This is a genomic window from Flavobacterium sp., assembly GCF_049590715.1.
Classification (GTDB): Bacteria; Bacteroidota; Bacteroidia; order Flavobacteriales; family Flavobacteriaceae; genus Flavobacterium.
In genome coordinates, this window is sequence record NZ_JBAWDL010000102.1 from 1 (window position 1) to 17,837 (window position 17,837).

Sequence of the window (17,837 nt, forward strand, 5' to 3'; positions counted from 1 at the left end):
AATTAATGCAATTACAAACTGGATCGCATGTACGAACAGGCACATGTACGGACAGGTCGCGACCGGTCCCTACGTGATTCAAAAAAATTTCAATACTACCCTACCACATCACTATAATTTATTATTACTTTTACTCTCTATAAAAAAACAACACTTCTATGCCTACAATAATTTCTTTTTTATTGATTTTCATTATTGCGTTAGCACTTGGTTTTATAATTGGAAAAATGTTATTATCAGCTCGTTTTCAGGCAGAAAAAAGTGGTCTTGAAGAAAAACTAAATGGGTTGAACACACAATTGAACCAACACAAAGAACAAATTATAAATGAGAAAACGGCATTCGAAAAACAACTTGAAAATAGTCAGGCAGAAAAAGAATTGATTCGGAGCGAAAAAGACAGTCTTGCCATCCAACTTTCGAAAAAAGAAGTCGATTTTGAAAACCTATGGGAGCGCAACAAAGAGCAGAAGGAGGAAGTCGAAAAACTACAAGAAAAATTCACCAAGGAATTTGAAAACCTTGCCAATAAAATCTTGGATGAAAAATCCAATAAGTTCACCGAACAGAACAAAGAAAACATGAAGAATATCTTGACACCACTACAAGACAAAATTCAGTTGTTTGAGAAAAAAGTCGAAGATACTCACAAAGAAAGTATCGATTACCACTCTGCTTTACGCCAGCAAATCTTAGGGCTTCGCGAGATGAATCTACAAATGAGCAAGGAAACTCTCAACTTAACCAAAGCCTTAAAAGGCGATAGCAAAATGCAAGGAAACTGGGGCGAACTGGTACTAGAACGTGTATTAGAAAAATCAGGCTTAGAAAAAGGACGTGAATACGAAGTTCAACAAAGTTTTACCGCTGAAGAGGGAAACAGAGTGTTTCCAGACGTAGTAATCAATTTACCTGATGGGAAGAAAATGATTGTCGATTCAAAAGTTTCTTTGACAGCTTATGAAAAATACATCAACGAAGAGGATGATGAACTAAGAATAATTTACCTAAAAGAACATACCAATTCCATCAAACGTCACGTTGAACAACTTGGAAACAAAAACTATCAAGATTTATATCAAATAGAAAGCCCTGATTTTGTTTTATTATTCATCCCAATTGAGCCTGCCTTTGCCATTGCATTAAATGAAGATACCAGTTTGTATAACAAAGCATTTGAGAAAAATATTGTAATCGTTACCCCTGCTACTCTATTAGCAACTTTACGCACCATTGATAGTATGTGGACAAATCAAAAGCAACAAGAAAATGCTTTTGAAATTGCACGTCAGGCAGGGGCGCTTTATGATAAATTTGAAGGATTCTTAAGCGATCTAATTAAAATTGGTAAAAAGATCGATGAAAGTAAAATAGAATATAGTGGTGCTATGAACAAACTTTTTGAAGGAAAAGGAAACCTCATCGTGAGTGTCGAAAAATTAAAAAAGATGGGAGCAAAAGCTAAAAAATCACTTCCTGAAAACATTTTAGCTAGAGCTGATAAAGATGACAACCAACTTAATAACTAAAACTCATGAAAAAATTCATTGGATACTTCATCGGAATATTTATTTTATGCACTGCCCTTTATTTCGCCTTTGTCTATTCAGCCTCTTATAGTACAGGGGTTCGTTCTGGACATTTAATAAAATTTAGTTACAAAGGAGTGATTTTCAAAACTTGGGAAGGAGAATTAAGTCAAGGACTTTCTGGATCACAAATATTTTCATTCTCCGTTTTAGATCAAGACAAAGAAGTAATCAATCAATTGCAAAACTTAGAAGGACAATACGTCAAACTAAAATATAAAGAACGTTATAAAACGTTTCCGTGGTGGGGAGATACAAATTATTTTGTAACCGAAATTCGCAAAGAGCAATCTCCTTATAATTTACAATAAAATTTAAAGAAACAGGTTGAAAACCAAAAAATCACTTTAAAAATATTTTAGCTGAAGCGAATGAAAAATAAATCCAACCTAATCAACTAACGTAGAGACTACTACTCTTTAAAACTGTATTAACCAATAGAAAAAGACACTAAAAATCGTATTTTTTAGTGTTTTTTTGTTTTTATTTTCCTAAAAAAATCGTAACTTTAAAGGAAGCTCTAAATTTTTCTATTATGAAAAATCCTCTACTCTTATTTTTACTTTTTCTTGTTACTGCCTCCTATTCTCAAAAGATATTGACAGTTAAAAATGCTATTGTTTTATTTGAAGCTTCTGTACCTATTTCCGAACCTGTTGCCGCCAAAAACGAAGCTGTCAGAGGGGCTTTGAACACTAAAAGAGGGTATCTTTCTTTTGAAATTCCGATGAAAAAATTCCAATTTGAACGCAGTTTAATGGAAGAACATTTTAATGAAAATTATTTAGAAACAAGACGCTATCCTGTAGCTACTTTCAAAGGTCTTATTGAAAAATTTGAATTGAACATTCTATCAACTATTCCAACACTCTATTTAATCAAAGGAAAAATAACAATTCATGGACAATCAAAAGACATCTCCATCACGGGAAAAATAAATCATACTGATGATGGCATCGAAATTCTTTCGGACTTTTCATTAAACACAGATGATTTTGATATTCAAATTCCATATTTAGTACGAAATAAAATATCCAAAAATGTAACCGTTTCACTCAGTTCAATATTCAACTAAAATTAAACAGAATCCTTTAAAGTAGCTTCTAAATTTGTATACTGAAACTGAATCCTAATTACTCTATTTTTGTTGAAGACACTTTTTGGCCCGCTAAAATAATAATCGAGTACACGGCTCTCTAGAAACTAACAGAGTGTGCCTCTCACACCACCGAGCGTACGGTCACGTACTCGACGGTTCGCAAAATGATGGATTAAGTTCGATGTAAGCATCAGTTAAGGATTGATAGCCGTTAGGCGTCATTCCCCCTAGACTCGCGCCCTAACCCGTAAGCTAACGATCATTACGTAAAAATTCATAAATTAGCTATGCTCAATGCAAGGCCGATTAAAGACTGTTGCGTAATAGCACGTGCGTCATTCTGGTTGGGAAGCGTGTGATGACTCCAGTGGTGGTACAATTTTTTGTAACCCCGATTAGAATATTCTATTTTATCCGGAAGAGCTTCCTCTTTGAGCATTTTATTAATCCTAAAATGTTTTAAAAATGAAAGAACAAAATCAAATTTCAATGGAAATTGTCAATCCAAAAGCAGCAGGAATTGACATTGGAAGCAGAAGCCATTTTGTAGCTGTTGGTCAAAAAGAAGAACACGTAAGAGAGTTTGGTGTTTATAATGAAGACCTAAAAGCAATTTCTAATTGGCTTAAAGAAAATGGCATTTAGAGCGTAGCAATGGAAAGCACAGGCACCTATTGGCAAGCCTTATATGCAGTTTTGCTAAATGATGGTTTTTAGGTAATTCTTTGTAATGGTAAATTTACTAAAAATATTAAAGGAAGAAAAACCGATGTGCAAGATTGTCAATGGATTCAAAAGTTACATTCTATTGGCTTATTATCATGAAGTTTTTTACCTGATTTACAAACCGAACAACTCCGAACTTATTGCCGTCACAGAGCCAGTTTAATAAATGTTGCGGCAGACACAAGCAAGAAAATGCAAAAGTACCTACGTCTTTTAAATCTTCGATTAGATGTAATTGTTAAGGATATTTGTGGTTTGACAGGCTTAAAAATAATCGAAGCGATCTGCAATAGAGAAACTAGTCCCGAAAAATTAGCCGAATTACGCAACGGAAATTGTAAAAAATCCGAGCAAGAAATGGCAAAAGCACTACAAACCAATGGTCGAAAAGATTATCTATTTGGTTAAACCAAGAATTCAAAATGTATAAAAATCTTCAATCTCAAATTAAAGAATGCGACCTTGAGATTGAAAAATTATTACACGAACAAATTGATAATGACCACAACAAAAAGCAACATTACACTGATCCAAAAATTCACAAAAGAGTCAATAAAAACACACCAAAAAACATAGACCTAAATTTGATGGGGTATCAATATTTTGAAGGAGTTGATTTGCTAAAAATAGAAGGTTTTAGCTATCAAACACTACTTATCTTAATGAGTGAAGTGGGTTTAGACGGAATCAAAAAATTCAGTACAGCCAACCAATTTGAGAGTTGGCTTAGACTTACTCCCAACAACAAAATTAGTGGAGGAAAAGTACTTAATAGCAGAATTCCAAAAGGCAGTAATCGCTTAAAAATTGCACTCAGAAATGCTACCAATGCAATTGGAAATTTAAAAGAATCAACACCTTTGAGAGATTTCTTTCATCGAATTAATTTTAGAAAAGGAAGAGTATCTGCCATAAATGCAACTGCTCGAAAACTTGGTGTAATCATTTGGAATATGGTTGCAAAAAATATCCCTTACCATAATCCAAAAGAATATTTATATTTGGACGAAAAAAGAAAACTAGCCGTTCAAAAAAGATTTCAAAAACAAGTAGAGAATTATCAGTTTTCAGCAAATGATTTCAATCTTTTAACTACTTGGTTTTTAATTATTTACAAAAAACATTAGTTAGAAGTTTCGAGCGATAATGAACCTAAATAGAAATCAAAAAATGAATGTAAATATCTCTCCAATTATCCAAGCATCAGAATTGTTGAAATTATATAAATCTGAAAATTTAATTATTGTTGACGTTAGTAATGGAAAGAATGCAAAATCAAATTATGAAACGAAACATTTAGAAGGAGCAATATTTGTAGATTTAAATACACACCTTGCAGATATTAAAGATGATTTGTCAATTGGCGGAAGACATCCATTACCAAAAATTGAAAATTTCGCAAAAACGTTATCAAATCTTGGAATTTCTTCAAAAAGCCATATCGTAATTTACGATGATAAAAATGGTTCAAATGCAGGAGCAAGATTATGGTGGATGTTGAAATCAGTTGGACACGAACAAGTTCAAGTTTTAAATGGCGGAATTCAAGAAGCGGAAAAAATAAATTTTCCAGTTAGTTCAAATACTGAAGTAACCAACAAAACTGAATTATATAAGGTTGAAAATTGGAAATTGAAAATTGCAGAAATGGAAGAAGTTGAAAAATTGTCGAAAACCGAAAATCATATCATTATTGATGTTCGTGATGAAGAACGATATAACGGAGAAACAGAACCAATAGATTTAGTTGCTGGACATATTCCAGGATCAATAAATGTTCCTTTTACTGAAAATTTGGACGAAAACGGATTGTTTTTAACTCCGAATTTGCTAAAACATAAATATGAAAAAGTATTTGGACACATCAACACAGAAAATATAATTGTTCATTGTGGTTCTGGAGTTACAGCTTGTCATTCACTTTTAGCAATGGCATACGCTGAACTGGAAATTCCAAAACTTTATGTAGGTTCGTGGAGTGAATGGAGTAGAAATAATAAATTAATTGAAACGAAAACTATTAATAAATAAAAACCCGAACGCACAATCGAGTACACGGCTCCGCTAGAAACTAACGGAGTGCGCCTCTCACACCAACAGCATTGTTGCGAGGGGCTTTATTAATACAAAGAATAGTAAGCCTCTTGACACAATAGAGGCACACCCTAGTTAAAAATAGTGTTAATAAAACTTTATGACACTCTTTTGAAAACTTGGAAGATTTTGAGGTGTAGATTGGTTGGTTTTTTCCTAAATTTGGCAAAAAATAAATCCTTTGAAGCAATTCCTATTTTATATCAGTTTTTGTTTGATTTTACTTAGTTCCCATGCTATTGAGGCGCAAACACCGAAGAAAATCATCATTGAACATTCTGACTTTGCAGATGTAAATGAAACCGAAATACCCGATGCTTTTTTACTTACTGGAAATGTAAGTGTATTGCATGATGGAGTTGTTTTGACATGTAACAAGGCGTATTATTTTCAGAAAGAAAACTACATTAAAGCCTTTGGAAATGTGCAAATTGTACAAGGAGACACCCTTTACCTCAACAGTAAATATGCAGAGTACAATGGTAATATGAAACAGGCATTTGCTACGGGAAATGCTGTAATGAGCTCGCCTGATGCTACTTTAGCAACGGACACTATAAACTTTAACCGAAATACTCAGGAGGTGTATTACAATACAAATGGGATTATTACGAACCGTGATAATGTTTTGAAATCAAAGTCAGGTCGTTATTATGCTACGCAAAAAAAGTTTCAGTTTTTGACGGCCGTAACTATCACAAATCCAACGTATGTGATTAAATCAAATCATTTAGACTATTACAGTAATTCAGGACATTCGTATCTCTTTGGTCCATCCACAATTACCAGTAAAGCCAATTATATTTATACTGAAAAAGGGTTTTATGATACGAAAAAGAATTTGGCGCATTTTCTGAGAAAATCTTATATTAGGTATGATGACCGTTTAATTGAAGGCGATAGTTTGTATTATGATCGAAATAAAGAATTTGCATCGGCAACTCGAAATGTAAAAATTACAGATACCATCAATAAAGGAATCGTCAAAGGACATTATGCTGAAATGTACAAAAAGAAAGATTCGCTTTTTGTGACCAAAAGAGCGGTAGCGATCAACTTAGTCGATAAGGATTCGGTTTACATTCACGGAAAAAAGCTGATGGTTACTGGACCTGAAGGTTCGAGAGTGATTAGAGCTTTTAACAATGTTCGCTTCTTTAAAGTGGATATGAGTGGAAAATGCGATTCGCTTCATTCGAGTTCTAAAAATGCATTGACTAAACTCATAGGAAACCCAATTCTTTGGAATGGTGAAAACCAAATCACTGGTGATATTATGCACTTGATAGGCGATAACACCACGCGAAAATTGGATTCCCTAAAAGTCCTCAACAATACATTTATGGTCTCTAAGGACACTATAGGAACGGGCTACAATCAAGTCAAGGGATTGAATTTATATGGTAAATTTGTTGATGGAAAACTCCACGAAGTAGATGTGATTAAAAATGCCGAAGTAATTTACTATATGCGTAACGAGGTACAGGAGCTGATAGGTATCAATAAAAATGTGAGTAGTAAAATCAATATGATTTTAGAAAACAATACTGCTGAAACAATCACCTTTTACAAACAAGTTGATGGCGATATTTATCCAGAAGATGAACTACCAGAAAATGCTAGAAAACTGAGAGGTTTAAACTGGCGCGGTGACGAACGCATTAAAACCAAAGACGATATTTTCTCAGACGAAGACAATGAACTCCACGATAAACTAGTTAAAGAAGGCGAAGTAGAGAAAGGAAAAATAAATGTTCCTATGAAAATACGAAAGGAAACACTGGATTACGATAAGAGGAAGAAAAAGAAGTAGTTTTTTTTTAGTCCTTAGTTATTAGTACCCAGTTTATAGCTTTATAAAACATGAGCTAAAAAATATGGAGTAAGAGTAAGTTAGTTATTAGCACTTAGTCCATTGCTCAATATACGTGATCTAAAAAAGGACTAAGGACTAGGTACTAATAACTAAGGACTAAAATAAATAACAAAAACATGAATCCTGACTTTATAAAATACCAAGCACAAACCTCTCCTTATCCTTTGGGTATGGAAGTTTCGCATGCTGTAGGTTCTTATATCTATGATACTAATAACAAGAAATATTTAGACTTTGTTGCTGGTGTTTCGGCTTGTACTTTAGGGCATCAACACCCGAGGGTCAATCAAGCAATTAAAGACCAGTTGGACAAATATTCGCATGTTATGGTTTATGGCGAATACTCGCAAAGTCCAGCTGTGGCATATTGTAAATTAATTGCTTCACTCCTACCTGCTCCACTGAATAAAACATATTTAGTCAATTCCGGTACCGAAGCAATTGAAGGTTCGTTAAAACTTGCTCGAAGAGTTACAGAACGTAGCCAGTTAATTTCTTGTCATAATGCCTATCATGGCAATACAATGGGATCAATGAGTGTCATGGGTTTTGAAGAACGAAAACAAGCATTTAGACCCTTACTTCCTGATGTTGATTTTATCACTTTTAATAACGAAGAAGATTTACTGAAAATTACCACTAAAACAGCTGGGGTTTTATTAGAAACCATTCAAGGCGGTGCTGGTTTTATAGAACCATTTAATGATTATTTAAAAAAAGTACGTCAACGTTGTACCGAAGTGGGAGCGATGATGATTTTGGATGAAATCCAACCTGGTTTTGGTAGAACAGGAAAACTGTTTGGTTTTCAAAACTATGATGTTGTTCCTGATATTATAGCAATGGGCAAAGGAATGGGTGGCGGTATGCCTGTAGGTGCTTTTACAGCCTCATCAGCGATGATGGATTTATTGACTGAAAATCCTAAATTAGGGCATATTACAACCTTTGGTGGTCACCCTGTCATTGCGTCAGCCTGTTTAGCAACTTTACAAGAAATCATCGAAACGGATCTAATGCAAGAGACTTTAGAGAAAGAAAAGCTCTTTAGATCACTTTTGGTACACCCTTTGATACAAGAAATAAGAGGAAAAGGATTAATGCTTGCGCCAATGACAAAAAGCGCAGACATAACAAATGAAGTAATTTTAAGGTGTCAAGAAAAAGGGCTAATATTATTTTGGCTCCTTTTTGAAGGTTGTGCCATACGGATTACCCCTCCTTTGACTATTTCCGAAGAAGAAATTCGTGAAGGTTGTGCAACAATGATAGAGGTAATGAACGAAGTAGCTTTAATAATAGGAAACCAATAATTTATAACAAAACCATCATTAATTAACTCATTTGAGATTGTTAATTAAATTGTTCACAACAATTATCTTTTTTCTTCCTCATAAAAGTAATGATGCCTAACTTTAAATAGGCTAAATTCTAAAAAAAACAACAGTATGCAATTAAGCGACGAAGAAGAAAACTACAACTTATCTTTATCTAAATTTGAGTCGATGTTGAAAACCAATAAGGTCTTCTTTTTTGACTCCGAAGAATTTGAAGAAATCATTCTTCATTATCTAGATATGGGTAAGACTGCATTAGCTAAAAAAGCTCTTAAGTTAGCTTTAGACCAACACCCAAAATCAACTGGTTTGAAATTGGTACAAGTAGAAATGCTGATTTTTGAGGATAAGCTAGAAATTGCCGAAAAATTACTCAATGAACTCTATGCTATTGAGCCTAACAATGAAGAAATCTACATTCAGAAGGCAAATATCTGTTCTAAGAGAGACCAACATGAAAAAGCAGTAGAATACCTGAAAATTGCTTTAAAATTCACCGATGATTATGCTGATGTGTATAATTTAATTGGAATGGAATACTTATTCATGGACAATCTTGAACAAGCAAAAGAGAGCTTTATCAATTGTTTAGAAGAAGATTTAGAAGATCAAACTGCCTTGTATAATGTTGTGTATTGTTTTGAGTTTTTAGACCAAAACGCAGAAGCAATTGAATACTTAAATCAATACATAGACAAAAACCCCTACAGCGAAATTGCCTGGCATCAAAAAGGACGCTTGCACTATGGCCTGACACAATACGATGAAGCTATACGTGCTTTTGATTACGCGACCTTAATAGATGAAGATTTCTTAGGCGCTTATATGGAAAAAGCAAAAGCTTACGAACGTTTGAATCAATACGAAAAAGCAATTGAGAGCTACAAACGTACGATTGAACTAGATGATGCCACTTCCTATGCTTTATTAAGAATTGGAAAATGTCATGAAAAGCTTGGAAATACGGCATTTGCTCTAAAGTTTTTCAACGACACGGTACACGAAGACCCTCTTTTAGACAAAGGATGGATTGCTATTACAGATTTCTATGTTCGTCAAAACAATTTTCAGAAAGCATTATTTTATGTCAACAAAGCATTAGCTATTGACAATCAAAATAAATTATATTGGAAAAGATACGCCACTATTAATAAACAAATGAACTTTTTTGAAGAAGCAGAGTTTGGTTATAGAAAAGCAGTTGAATTTGGCGATACAGAACTAGATACCTGGTTGTTTTGGGTGGACTTATTACAATTCTTAGGTGAATTTGATGGCGCCATACTAACCCTACTGCAAGCCACTGAATTCTACCCTGAATCCAATGAAATAGAATACCGATTAGCAGGATTATACTTTATGACTCAAGACAATGTTAAAGCTAAATTCCATTTAAGTAATGGATTGCGCCTTAATTTTGACAACTATATCATACTTGAAGATCTTTTCCCGATCGTTTGGACAAAAAAAACAGTACAAAATTATATTGCAAAACATAAAAAATAAGAATGGTTGCTATTAACAAAAAACGCTTTGGTTTACTAGGTAAAAATATTAGCTACTCTTTTTCGAGAGGTTATTTTAAAGAGAAATTCGAATCAGGAGACTACGAAGGCTGTAGTTATGAAAATTTTGACATTACTGAAATCGAACTTTTCCCTGAAATTGTAAAAGAAAATCAACCAGAAATAAAAGGAATCAATGTAACAATTCCATACAAAGAAGTGGTTATTCCCTATTTAGATAAATTATCTAAAAAAGCAGCCAAAATAGGAGCTGTAAATACGATAAAGTTTACTAAAAAAGGAAAACTAAAAGGGTATAACACTGATTACTACGGTTTTAAAAAATCACTAGAACCTTTGTTACAATCGCACCATAAAAAAGCATTAATATTGGGTACTGGTGGTGCTTCCAAAGGTGTTGCTTTTGCTTTATCAGAATTAGGAATCGACTACATTTTTGTCTCCCGCGGAAACAAAGAAAATACTATAGACTATAGTCAATTAAACGAAGAATTTTTTAATGAATACCATATCATCATCAATAGTACTCCTGTAGGGACAAGCCCAAATATTGAAGCGTCTCCTGCCATTCCTTACGATTTTTTTTCAAAAAAACATATTGCTTACGACTTAATTTACAATCCTGCCGAAACCCAATTTCTTAAAAATGCAAAAGCCAAAGGGGCACAAACCAAAAATGGCTTAAGTATGCTTGAATACCAAGCTGAAAAATCTTGGGAAATTTGGAATAAATAAAAAAAGACATAAAAACAATAAACCCGCTTAGAAACTAAGCGGGTTTGTTGTTTTAATCTAATTAAAAATGTGGTTATTTACCTAACTTTGCTTTTAACGCTTTTTTTTCAGCTGACATCTCTAATGCACCATAAACACTCATAAGAGTTGTTCCTATATCATTATTTTTAGGATCAATTTCTAACGCCTTTACAAGGTAAGGAATGACACTTTGATATATTTTTTTCTTTTCTTCTTTCAGTACGGCATATCTTTTATTGTCTTTATCAGATGTTCCTAATTTATTCATCTCTGCATTAATTGGCGTTTCAGCCTCTAACTTTAAGGCTACCAAATTAACATAAGCATTAATATATTTAGGATTTACCTCAATTGCTTTTAAATAATACTCCTGCGCTTCTGCTTTGTTTTTAGCATTATTACTAACAACTCCTAAGTTAAATAGTAAATCGGCATCATTTGGATTCTTAGCTAAAATATCCGAAACCAATTTTTTATACGTTACAAAATCTTTCGATTCTAAATATAAATTAGCCTCAGTTACCGCCAACGAAGCGTCTTTTGGGTTCAATTCTCTAGCTTCTGCTATCACTTTCTTAGCCTCATCATTCTTTTTTTGTTGAATCAAAATCAAAGCGATATTCTTATAAATTTCACCTTGTTTAGATTCCACTACTTCAATCCTAGGTTTGATATGAGTTTTCAGCTTTACCATTCTATCCCTTTCCTCTTTAGTTGCAAAAGGCTCTTCTTTATCTGAGATAACACTAGTTGCTACAAAATTTTTAGATTTACCTGTAAAACCTAATTTCCTTAACTCTTGTAAATTTATGAGAGCTCGGTCATAATCCTTACCATTCAACTCAAAACTTGCAGCATAATACAAATTCAAAGTATCTTTTTTATCTAATAAATAAGCATCATATAATTTTGAAGCTCCCTCTTTAAACTTCTCTTCCTTTGAATCTGCAATTGCCCCATTAATCAACCTATCTTTTACCTTAGAGATTGTTTTAAGCACTTCATTAGTATACTCTAATTTGCCTGCTTTTTTTTCAACAGCTACAACTTCCAATGAAGCTTTGGCTGCCAAAGATAGATTTTTATCAACTTCAATATTCTTATCCACCGCATCCATATAAACGGTTTTTCTCAAAAAATAATATTGAGCTTTTTCAGCATCAGAAGCACCGGAAATTAAGGACTCAGCTTGATTTAATTGACTATCCACTTCTTGAATATTTCCTTTTTTCAATGCTTTTTCAGCTGCTTTCAGCTGATCTTTTTGAGCAAAAGTAGCTACCGATATCAATAATGCTGATGCAAGTATTACATTTTTACTTTTCATAATTATAATATTTAAATTAGTTAGTTTAGCTTAAAATAAATTTACTATGATTCATCGTCATCAGAATCATCATCAGCTTCATCCTCGTCGTCGATTATCTCCTCTTCGTCCTCTTCGTCCTCGTCAGAAACACCATCATCTTCCAAAACTTCAAGAACTGGTTTTACCCTTTCGATTGCAACAGTCTCAATAACATTACCTTCTTCATCAACTACTATTTCTTCAACATCATCTTTCATTACTTTAGTAACTGCAGCGATTGAATCTTTTCCTTTAAGGTTAATCAATTTTACTCCTTGAGTTGCACGTCCCATAACACGGAGATCTTCAATAGCCATTCGTATAGTCAATCCTGATTTATTGATAATCATCAAATCATCAGCATCAGAAACGGCATTAATAGAAATCAAACTACCTGTTTTCTCAGTGATATTCAGCGTTTTAACTCCTTTACCACCACGATTGGTAATTCTATAAACATCCTCACCGTCTTCATCAACCAGTTTAGTACGTTTACCGTAGCCATTTTCAGTTACTACTAAAATTTGGGAATCGTTTATATTGTCTTTATCAATAGTTACCATTCCAATTACCTCATCCGATTCATCTTTTAAAGTAATTCCACGTACTCCAGAAGCTGTTCTTCCCATCGGACGTGTTTTAGTTTCTTCAAAACGAACTAATTTACCTGATTTTACAGCCAAAATAATTTGACTTTCACCGTTTGTTAATTTAGCTTCTAATAATTCATCACCATCTTTAATTGTAATAGCAGCAACTCCATTTACTCTAGGCTTAGAATATTTCTCCAAAGAAGTCTTTTTAACTTGACCTTGTTTGGTTACCATTACTAAATTATGCCCTTTGATATACTCTTGATCTTTTAGATCTTGTGTACAAATAAACGCTTTTACTTTATCGTCGCTTTCAATATTAACTAAGTTTTGAATTGCTCTACCCTTAGCGGTTTTACTTCCTTCTGGAATTTCGTAAACGCGCATCCAGAAACATTTTCCTTTTTGAGTAAAGAACATCATATATTGATGATTTGTAGCCACAAACATGTGCTCTAAGAAATCTTGATCTCTTGTTCCAGCACTTTTTTGCCCTACTCCACCTCTATTTTGAGTTTTGTACTCTGTTAGGTTCGTACGCTTAATGTATCCTGCATGTGAGATTGTAATAACTACATTTTCATCAGCAATCAAATCTTCGATACTTACATCACCACCTGAATACTCAATAGTAGAACGACGCTCATCTCCGTATTTATCTCTAATTTCGGTAAGCTCTTCTTTGATCAAAGCAATTCTTAAATTAACATCAGCTAATAACGCTTTCAAGTGATCAATTAATTTCATTAACTCATCATACTCAGCTCTTAACTTGTCTTGCTCCAAACCTGTTAATTGACGCAAACGCATTTCTACAATTGCTCTTGCTTGAATGTCCGATAATTTGAATCTTTCGATTAATTTTTCTCTTGCTTCTTCGGTATTTTTAGACCCGCGAATCAAAGCAATCACTTCATCAATATTATCTGAAGCAATAATTAAACCTTCTAAAATATGCGCTCTTTCTTCAGCCTTACGCAATTCAAACTGCGTTCTTCTAATCACTACATCGTGACGGTGCTCCACAAAATGGTAAATTAAATCTTTAAGATTCAACATTTGCGGACGACCTTTTACAATCGCAATATTATTAACACTGAATGAAGATTGTAATTGTGTGTATTTATATAAGGTATTTAATACCACATTTGGAGTTGCATCACGTTTCAAAATATAAACGATACGCATACCGTTTCTATCTGATTCATCACGAATATTGGCTATTCCTTCAATTTTTTTCTCGTTTACCAAATCAGCAGTACGTTTGATCATATCTGCTTTATTGACTTGGTATGGAATTTCAGTAACGATAATCGACTCTCTACCATCCACTTCTTCAAAACCAACCTTTGCACGCATTACAACACGTCCTCTACCTGTTTTGAATGCTTCACGAACACCTTCATAACCATAAATCACACCACCAGTTGGAAAATCCGGTGCTTTAATATGTGTTATTAATTCATCAATTTCAATGTCATTGTTGTCCATATAGGCCAAAGTACCATTGATAACTTCTGTAAGATTATGTGGTGGCATATTAGTTGCCATACCTACTGCAATTCCTGTTGCTCCATTGATCAATAACGTAGGAACACGTGTTGGCATTACTGTTGGCTCTTGTAACGTATCATCAAAGTTCAATTTAAAGTCAACTGTTTCTTTGTCTATATCAGCTAAAATTTCCTCCGAAATCTTACGCATTCTAGCTTCTGTATAACGCATCGCTGCTGGACTATCCCCATCTACTGATCCAAAGTTACCTTGACCATCAATTAATAAATAACGCATACTCCATTCTTGAGCCATACGAACCATAGCGTCATATACAGAAGTATCTCCATGTGGGTGATACTTTCCTAAAACTTCCCCAACAATTCTTGCAGACTTTTTGTGAGCAGATCTTGAGTTCACCCCTAAATCATGCATTCCAAATAGCACTCTACGATGTACTGGTTTCAAGCCATCTCTAACATCTGGAAGTGCCCTTGATACAATTACCGACATTGAATAATCGATATAGGCCGTTTTCATTTCATCTTCAATGTTAATAGGAATTAACTTTTCTCCTTCAGACATAAGTTATTATATTAAATATTATATTAGTTTCAAAACGTGCCAATATACAGCTTTTTGAAATTTTTCAAAGCTTTTCCATACACTAATTTCAATGATTTATTAACAAAAATAAGACTGATTTGTTTAATAAAATAAACCTTCTTTCGAGGTAATTTACTATTTTTTTCGTCAATTAGCTGTCAAGACTAGTTAAAGGAATGATTTTTGTTTTTAAAATACTAATTCACTAAATTTACTGATACCAATATATATTATTATGGATGATAATTTTTCACCAAGAGTAAAGGACGTTATTACTTATAGCAAAGAAGAAGCTTTGCGACTAGGTCATGACTTTATAGGGACCGAACATTTAATGCTTGGCATCTTAAGGGATGGTAACGGTAAAGCGATAAATATATTAAACAGTCTCTCTGTTGATTTAGAACACCTACGGAGAAAAGTTGAAATTCTAAGCCCCGCAATACCTAGCACAGAGACTAATATTGAAAAGAAAAACCTGCATCTGACCCGACAAGCTGAAAGAGCTTTAAAAACTACTTTCTTAGAAGCTAAAGTTTTTCAAAGCACCTCTATTAGTACTGCGCATTTATTGCTTTGTATTTTAAGAAACGAAAACGACCCAACAACCAAGCTATTAAATAAACTTAAAATAGATTATGATATAGCTAAAGAACAATATCTAAATATGACACCAAACGAAGAAGAATTCTTAGAAAATTTACCTAGAGCTACAGATTCATACAATGATGATCTAGGACAAGATGACAGTCTAAAAGAAGGCAACTTCAACAATCCTTCAAATAAGTCAAATAAAAAATCTAAAACACCAGTATTAGACAATTTTGGTAGAGATTTAACTGAAATGGCCGAAGAAGGAAAATTAGACCCAGTTGTAGGACGTGAAAAAGAAATTGAACGTGTAAGCCAAATTTTGAGTCGACGCAAAAAAAACAACCCCCTTCTAATTGGAGAACCTGGTGTGGGTAAATCTGCTATTGCTGAAGGCTTAGCTTTGCGCATTATTCAAAAGAAAGTATCGCGTATTCTATTTAACAAAAGAGTAGTTACTTTAGATCTCGCTAGCCTTGTTGCTGGCACTAAATATCGCGGTCAGTTTGAAGAGCGAATGAAAGCAGTTATGAACGAATTAGAAAAAAACGATGATATTATTCTTTTCATTGATGAAATTCATACTATTGTTGGTGCTGGTGGAGCAACTGGCTCACTTGACGCATCTAACATGTTCAAACCTGCCTTAGCAAGAGGTGAAATCCAGTGTATTGGAGCAACAACACTTGATGAATATAGACAATATATTGAAAAAGATGGTGCTCTTGAAAGACGTTTTCAAAAAATCATTGTCGAACCAACATCTGTTGATGAAACGATTATGATTTTAAATAATATCAAAAACAAATACGAAGACCATCATAATGTTACTTACTCACAAGAAGCTATTGAAGCTTGTGTTAAATTAACAAACAGATACATGTCTGAACGTTTCCTTCCAGACAAAGCTATTGATGCTTTAGACGAAGCAGGCTCAAGAGTACACATTACTAATATCGAAGTTCCAAAACAGATTTTGGATTTAGAACGTCAATTAGAAGATATTCGAGAGCTTAAAAATGTTGTTGTTAAAAAACAAAAATATGAAGAAGCAGCCAAACTTCGCGATGATGAAAAACGCCTTGAAAAAGATTTAGCTATCGCTCAAGAACAATGGGAAGAAGATGCTAAAAACAACCGTATCGAAGTTACCGAAGACAATGTTGCCGATGTTGTTTCTATGATGACTGGTATCCCTGTAAATCGTATTGCACAAACAGAAAGCAACAAACTGGCTAAATTACCTGAATTAATCGAAAGCAAAGTAATTGGCCAAAAAGAAGCGGTATTAAAAATTGCTCGCTCCATCCAAAGAAATAGAGCGGGTTTAAAAGATCCAAACAGACCAATTGGATCATTTATTTTCCTTGGACAAACAGGTGTAGGTAAAACACAATTAGCTAAAGTATTAGCTAAAGAATTATTTGATTCTGAAGACGCTTTAGTTCGTATTGACATGAGTGAATATATGGAGAAATTTGCTATTTCTAGATTAGTAGGAGCACCTCCAGGATACGTAGGTTACGAAGAAGGCGGACAACTAACCGAAAAAGTAAGAAGAAAACCGTATGCTGTAGTATTATTAGACGAAATAGAAAAAGCACATCCTGATGTTTTCAATATGATGCTACAAGTATTGGATGATGGGTATTTGACAGATAGTTTAGGTCGAAAAATTGACTTTAAAAATACTATTATCATCATGACATCTAATGTTGGCGCAAGACAGTTGAAAGATTTTGGTCAAGGTGTTGGTTTTGGAACTGCTGCCAAAGTAGCACAAGCTGACGATAATTCTAAAAGCATTATTGAAAATGCCTTGAAGAAAACGTTTGCTCCAGAGTTTTTAAACCGAATTGATGATGTTATTGTATTCAATGCTTTAGAGAAAGAAGACATCGATTTAATTATTGAAATAGAATTAAAGAAACTATACGCAAGAATTGCTGAATTAGGTTATGCTTTAAAGTTATCTGACAAAGCAAAAAGCTTTATCGCCGAAAAAGGATTTGATAAGCAATTTGGTGCCAGACCACTAAAAAGAGCCATTCAAAAATACGTGGAAGACACGCTTGCTGAAGAAATTATTAGTTCAAAAATTCATTCTGGCGATGAAATATTCATGGATATTGAAGATGGTTCTCAAGAACTATCAGTAGCCATTCATAAAGCTGGAGAAGCTACCAACCCATAAATTAAAAT

Annotated in this window: 14 protein-coding genes; 12 read left to right on the plus strand and 2 right to left on the minus strand. The window is 33.7% G+C overall.

The window, feature by feature from the left end; translation table 11 throughout:
* The first annotated feature begins 158 nt into the window (after positions 1 to 158).
* From rmuC to WBQ70_RS04790, 11 genes are all read left to right on the plus strand, one after another.
* Complete coding sequence (rmuC, locus tag WBQ70_RS04740; protein ID WP_423911261.1) at positions 159 to 1,529, plus strand: DNA recombination protein RmuC; 1,371 nt, start codon at positions 159 to 161, stop codon at positions 1,527 to 1,529.
* Positions 1,530 to 1,534: 5 nt separating this feature from the next.
* Positions 1,535 to 1,900 (plus strand): 6-phosphogluconate dehydrogenase, encoded by a 366-nt coding sequence (locus WBQ70_RS04745; protein ID WP_423911263.1) that lies wholly within the window; start codon positions 1,535 to 1,537, stop codon positions 1,898 to 1,900.
* Between the two features lie 224 nt (positions 1,901 to 2,124).
* Positions 2,125 to 2,664, plus strand: a complete 540-nt coding sequence (locus tag WBQ70_RS04750) for a YceI family protein (RefSeq protein WP_423911264.1) — start codon at positions 2,125 to 2,127, stop codon at positions 2,662 to 2,664.
* Positions 2,665 to 3,153: 489 nt separating this feature from the next.
* Positions 3,154 to 3,333: a hypothetical protein gene (locus WBQ70_RS04755; protein WP_423911266.1), complete on the plus strand. Its 180-nt coding sequence runs from the start codon at positions 3,154 to 3,156 to the stop codon at positions 3,331 to 3,333.
* A 273-nt stretch (positions 3,334 to 3,606) separates the two neighbouring features.
* Positions 3,607 to 3,822 (plus strand): hypothetical protein, encoded by a 216-nt coding sequence (locus WBQ70_RS04760; protein ID WP_423911268.1) that lies wholly within the window; start codon positions 3,607 to 3,609, stop codon positions 3,820 to 3,822.
* A gap of 14 nt (positions 3,823 to 3,836) precedes the next feature.
* Positions 3,837 to 4,541, plus strand: a complete 705-nt coding sequence (locus WBQ70_RS04765) for a transposase (protein WP_423911270.1) — start codon at positions 3,837 to 3,839, stop codon at positions 4,539 to 4,541.
* Positions 4,542 to 4,584: 43 nt separating this feature from the next.
* Positions 4,585 to 5,445 carry a sulfurtransferase gene (locus tag WBQ70_RS04770; RefSeq protein ID WP_423911272.1) on the plus strand — a complete coding sequence of 287 codons (861 nt, stop codon included), beginning with the start codon at positions 4,585 to 4,587 and terminating at the stop codon, positions 5,443 to 5,445.
* A gap of 244 nt (positions 5,446 to 5,689) precedes the next feature.
* The gene (locus tag WBQ70_RS04775) at positions 5,690 to 7,321 is read left to right on the plus strand and encodes an OstA-like protein (RefSeq protein WP_423911274.1); all 1,632 of its coding nucleotides are present in this window, start codon (positions 5,690 to 5,692) and stop codon (positions 7,319 to 7,321) included.
* A 179-nt stretch (positions 7,322 to 7,500) separates the two neighbouring features.
* Positions 7,501 to 8,697, plus strand: a complete 1,197-nt coding sequence (locus WBQ70_RS04780; protein ID WP_423911275.1) for an aspartate aminotransferase family protein — start codon at positions 7,501 to 7,503, stop codon at positions 8,695 to 8,697.
* Between the two features lie 135 nt (positions 8,698 to 8,832).
* Positions 8,833 to 10,227 carry a tetratricopeptide repeat protein gene (locus WBQ70_RS04785; RefSeq protein WP_423911277.1) on the plus strand — a complete coding sequence of 465 codons (1,395 nt, stop codon included), beginning with the start codon at positions 8,833 to 8,835 and terminating at the stop codon, positions 10,225 to 10,227.
* Between the two features lie 2 nt (positions 10,228 to 10,229).
* On the plus strand, positions 10,230 to 10,982 hold the full coding sequence (locus tag WBQ70_RS04790; RefSeq protein ID WP_423911278.1) for a shikimate dehydrogenase family protein: 753 nt from the start codon (positions 10,230 to 10,232) through the stop codon (positions 10,980 to 10,982).
* Positions 10,983 to 11,055: 73 nt separating this feature from the next.
* Here the strand turns inward: WBQ70_RS04790 and WBQ70_RS04795 are convergent, their stop codons facing one another.
* Complete coding sequence (locus tag WBQ70_RS04795) at positions 11,056 to 12,330, minus strand: tetratricopeptide repeat protein (RefSeq protein ID WP_423911280.1); 1,275 nt, start codon at positions 12,328 to 12,330, stop codon at positions 11,056 to 11,058.
* 44 nt (positions 12,331 to 12,374) lie between these two features.
* The gene (gyrA, locus tag WBQ70_RS04800; RefSeq protein ID WP_423911282.1) at positions 12,375 to 15,023 is read right to left on the minus strand and encodes a DNA gyrase subunit A; all 2,649 of its coding nucleotides are present in this window, start codon (positions 15,021 to 15,023) and stop codon (positions 12,375 to 12,377) included.
* Positions 15,024 to 15,279: 256 nt separating this feature from the next.
* Between gyrA and WBQ70_RS04805 the strand changes: the two genes are divergently transcribed.
* Entirely contained in the window at positions 15,280 to 17,829 is a 2,550-nt protein-coding gene (locus WBQ70_RS04805) for an ATP-dependent Clp protease ATP-binding subunit (RefSeq protein ID WP_423911284.1), read from the plus strand.
* Positions 17,830 to 17,837: the final 8 nt, after the last annotated feature.

Excerpts from the sequence above, each read along its gene's own strand:
- rmuC (WP_423911261.1), top strand. The coding sequence starts at position 159 with ATGCCTACAATAATTTCTTTTTTATTGATTTTCATTATTGCGTTAGCA.
- WBQ70_RS04745 (WP_423911263.1), top strand. The coding sequence starts at position 1,535 with ATGAAAAAATTCATTGGATACTTCATCGGAATATTTATTTTATGCACT.
- WBQ70_RS04750 (WP_423911264.1), top strand. The coding sequence starts at position 2,125 with ATGAAAAATCCTCTACTCTTATTTTTACTTTTTCTTGTTACTGCCTCC.
- WBQ70_RS04755 (WP_423911266.1), top strand. The coding sequence starts at position 3,154 with ATGAAAGAACAAAATCAAATTTCAATGGAAATTGTCAATCCAAAAGCA.
- WBQ70_RS04760 (WP_423911268.1), top strand. The coding sequence starts at position 3,607 with ATGCAAAAGTACCTACGTCTTTTAAATCTTCGATTAGATGTAATTGTT.
- WBQ70_RS04765 (WP_423911270.1), top strand. The coding sequence starts at position 3,837 with ATGTATAAAAATCTTCAATCTCAAATTAAAGAATGCGACCTTGAGATT.
- WBQ70_RS04770 (WP_423911272.1), top strand. The coding sequence starts at position 4,585 with ATGAATGTAAATATCTCTCCAATTATCCAAGCATCAGAATTGTTGAAA.
- WBQ70_RS04780 (WP_423911275.1), top strand. The coding sequence starts at position 7,501 with ATGAATCCTGACTTTATAAAATACCAAGCACAAACCTCTCCTTATCCT.
- WBQ70_RS04785 (WP_423911277.1), top strand. The coding sequence starts at position 8,833 with ATGCAATTAAGCGACGAAGAAGAAAACTACAACTTATCTTTATCTAAA.
- WBQ70_RS04790 (WP_423911278.1), top strand. The coding sequence starts at position 10,230 with ATGGTTGCTATTAACAAAAAACGCTTTGGTTTACTAGGTAAAAATATT.
- WBQ70_RS04795 (WP_423911280.1), bottom strand. The coding sequence starts at position 12,330 with ATGAAAAGTAAAAATGTAATACTTGCATCAGCATTATTGATATCGGTA.
- gyrA (WP_423911282.1), bottom strand. The coding sequence starts at position 15,023 with ATGTCTGAAGGAGAAAAGTTAATTCCTATTAACATTGAAGATGAAATG.
- WBQ70_RS04805 (WP_423911284.1), top strand. The coding sequence starts at position 15,280 with ATGGATGATAATTTTTCACCAAGAGTAAAGGACGTTATTACTTATAGC.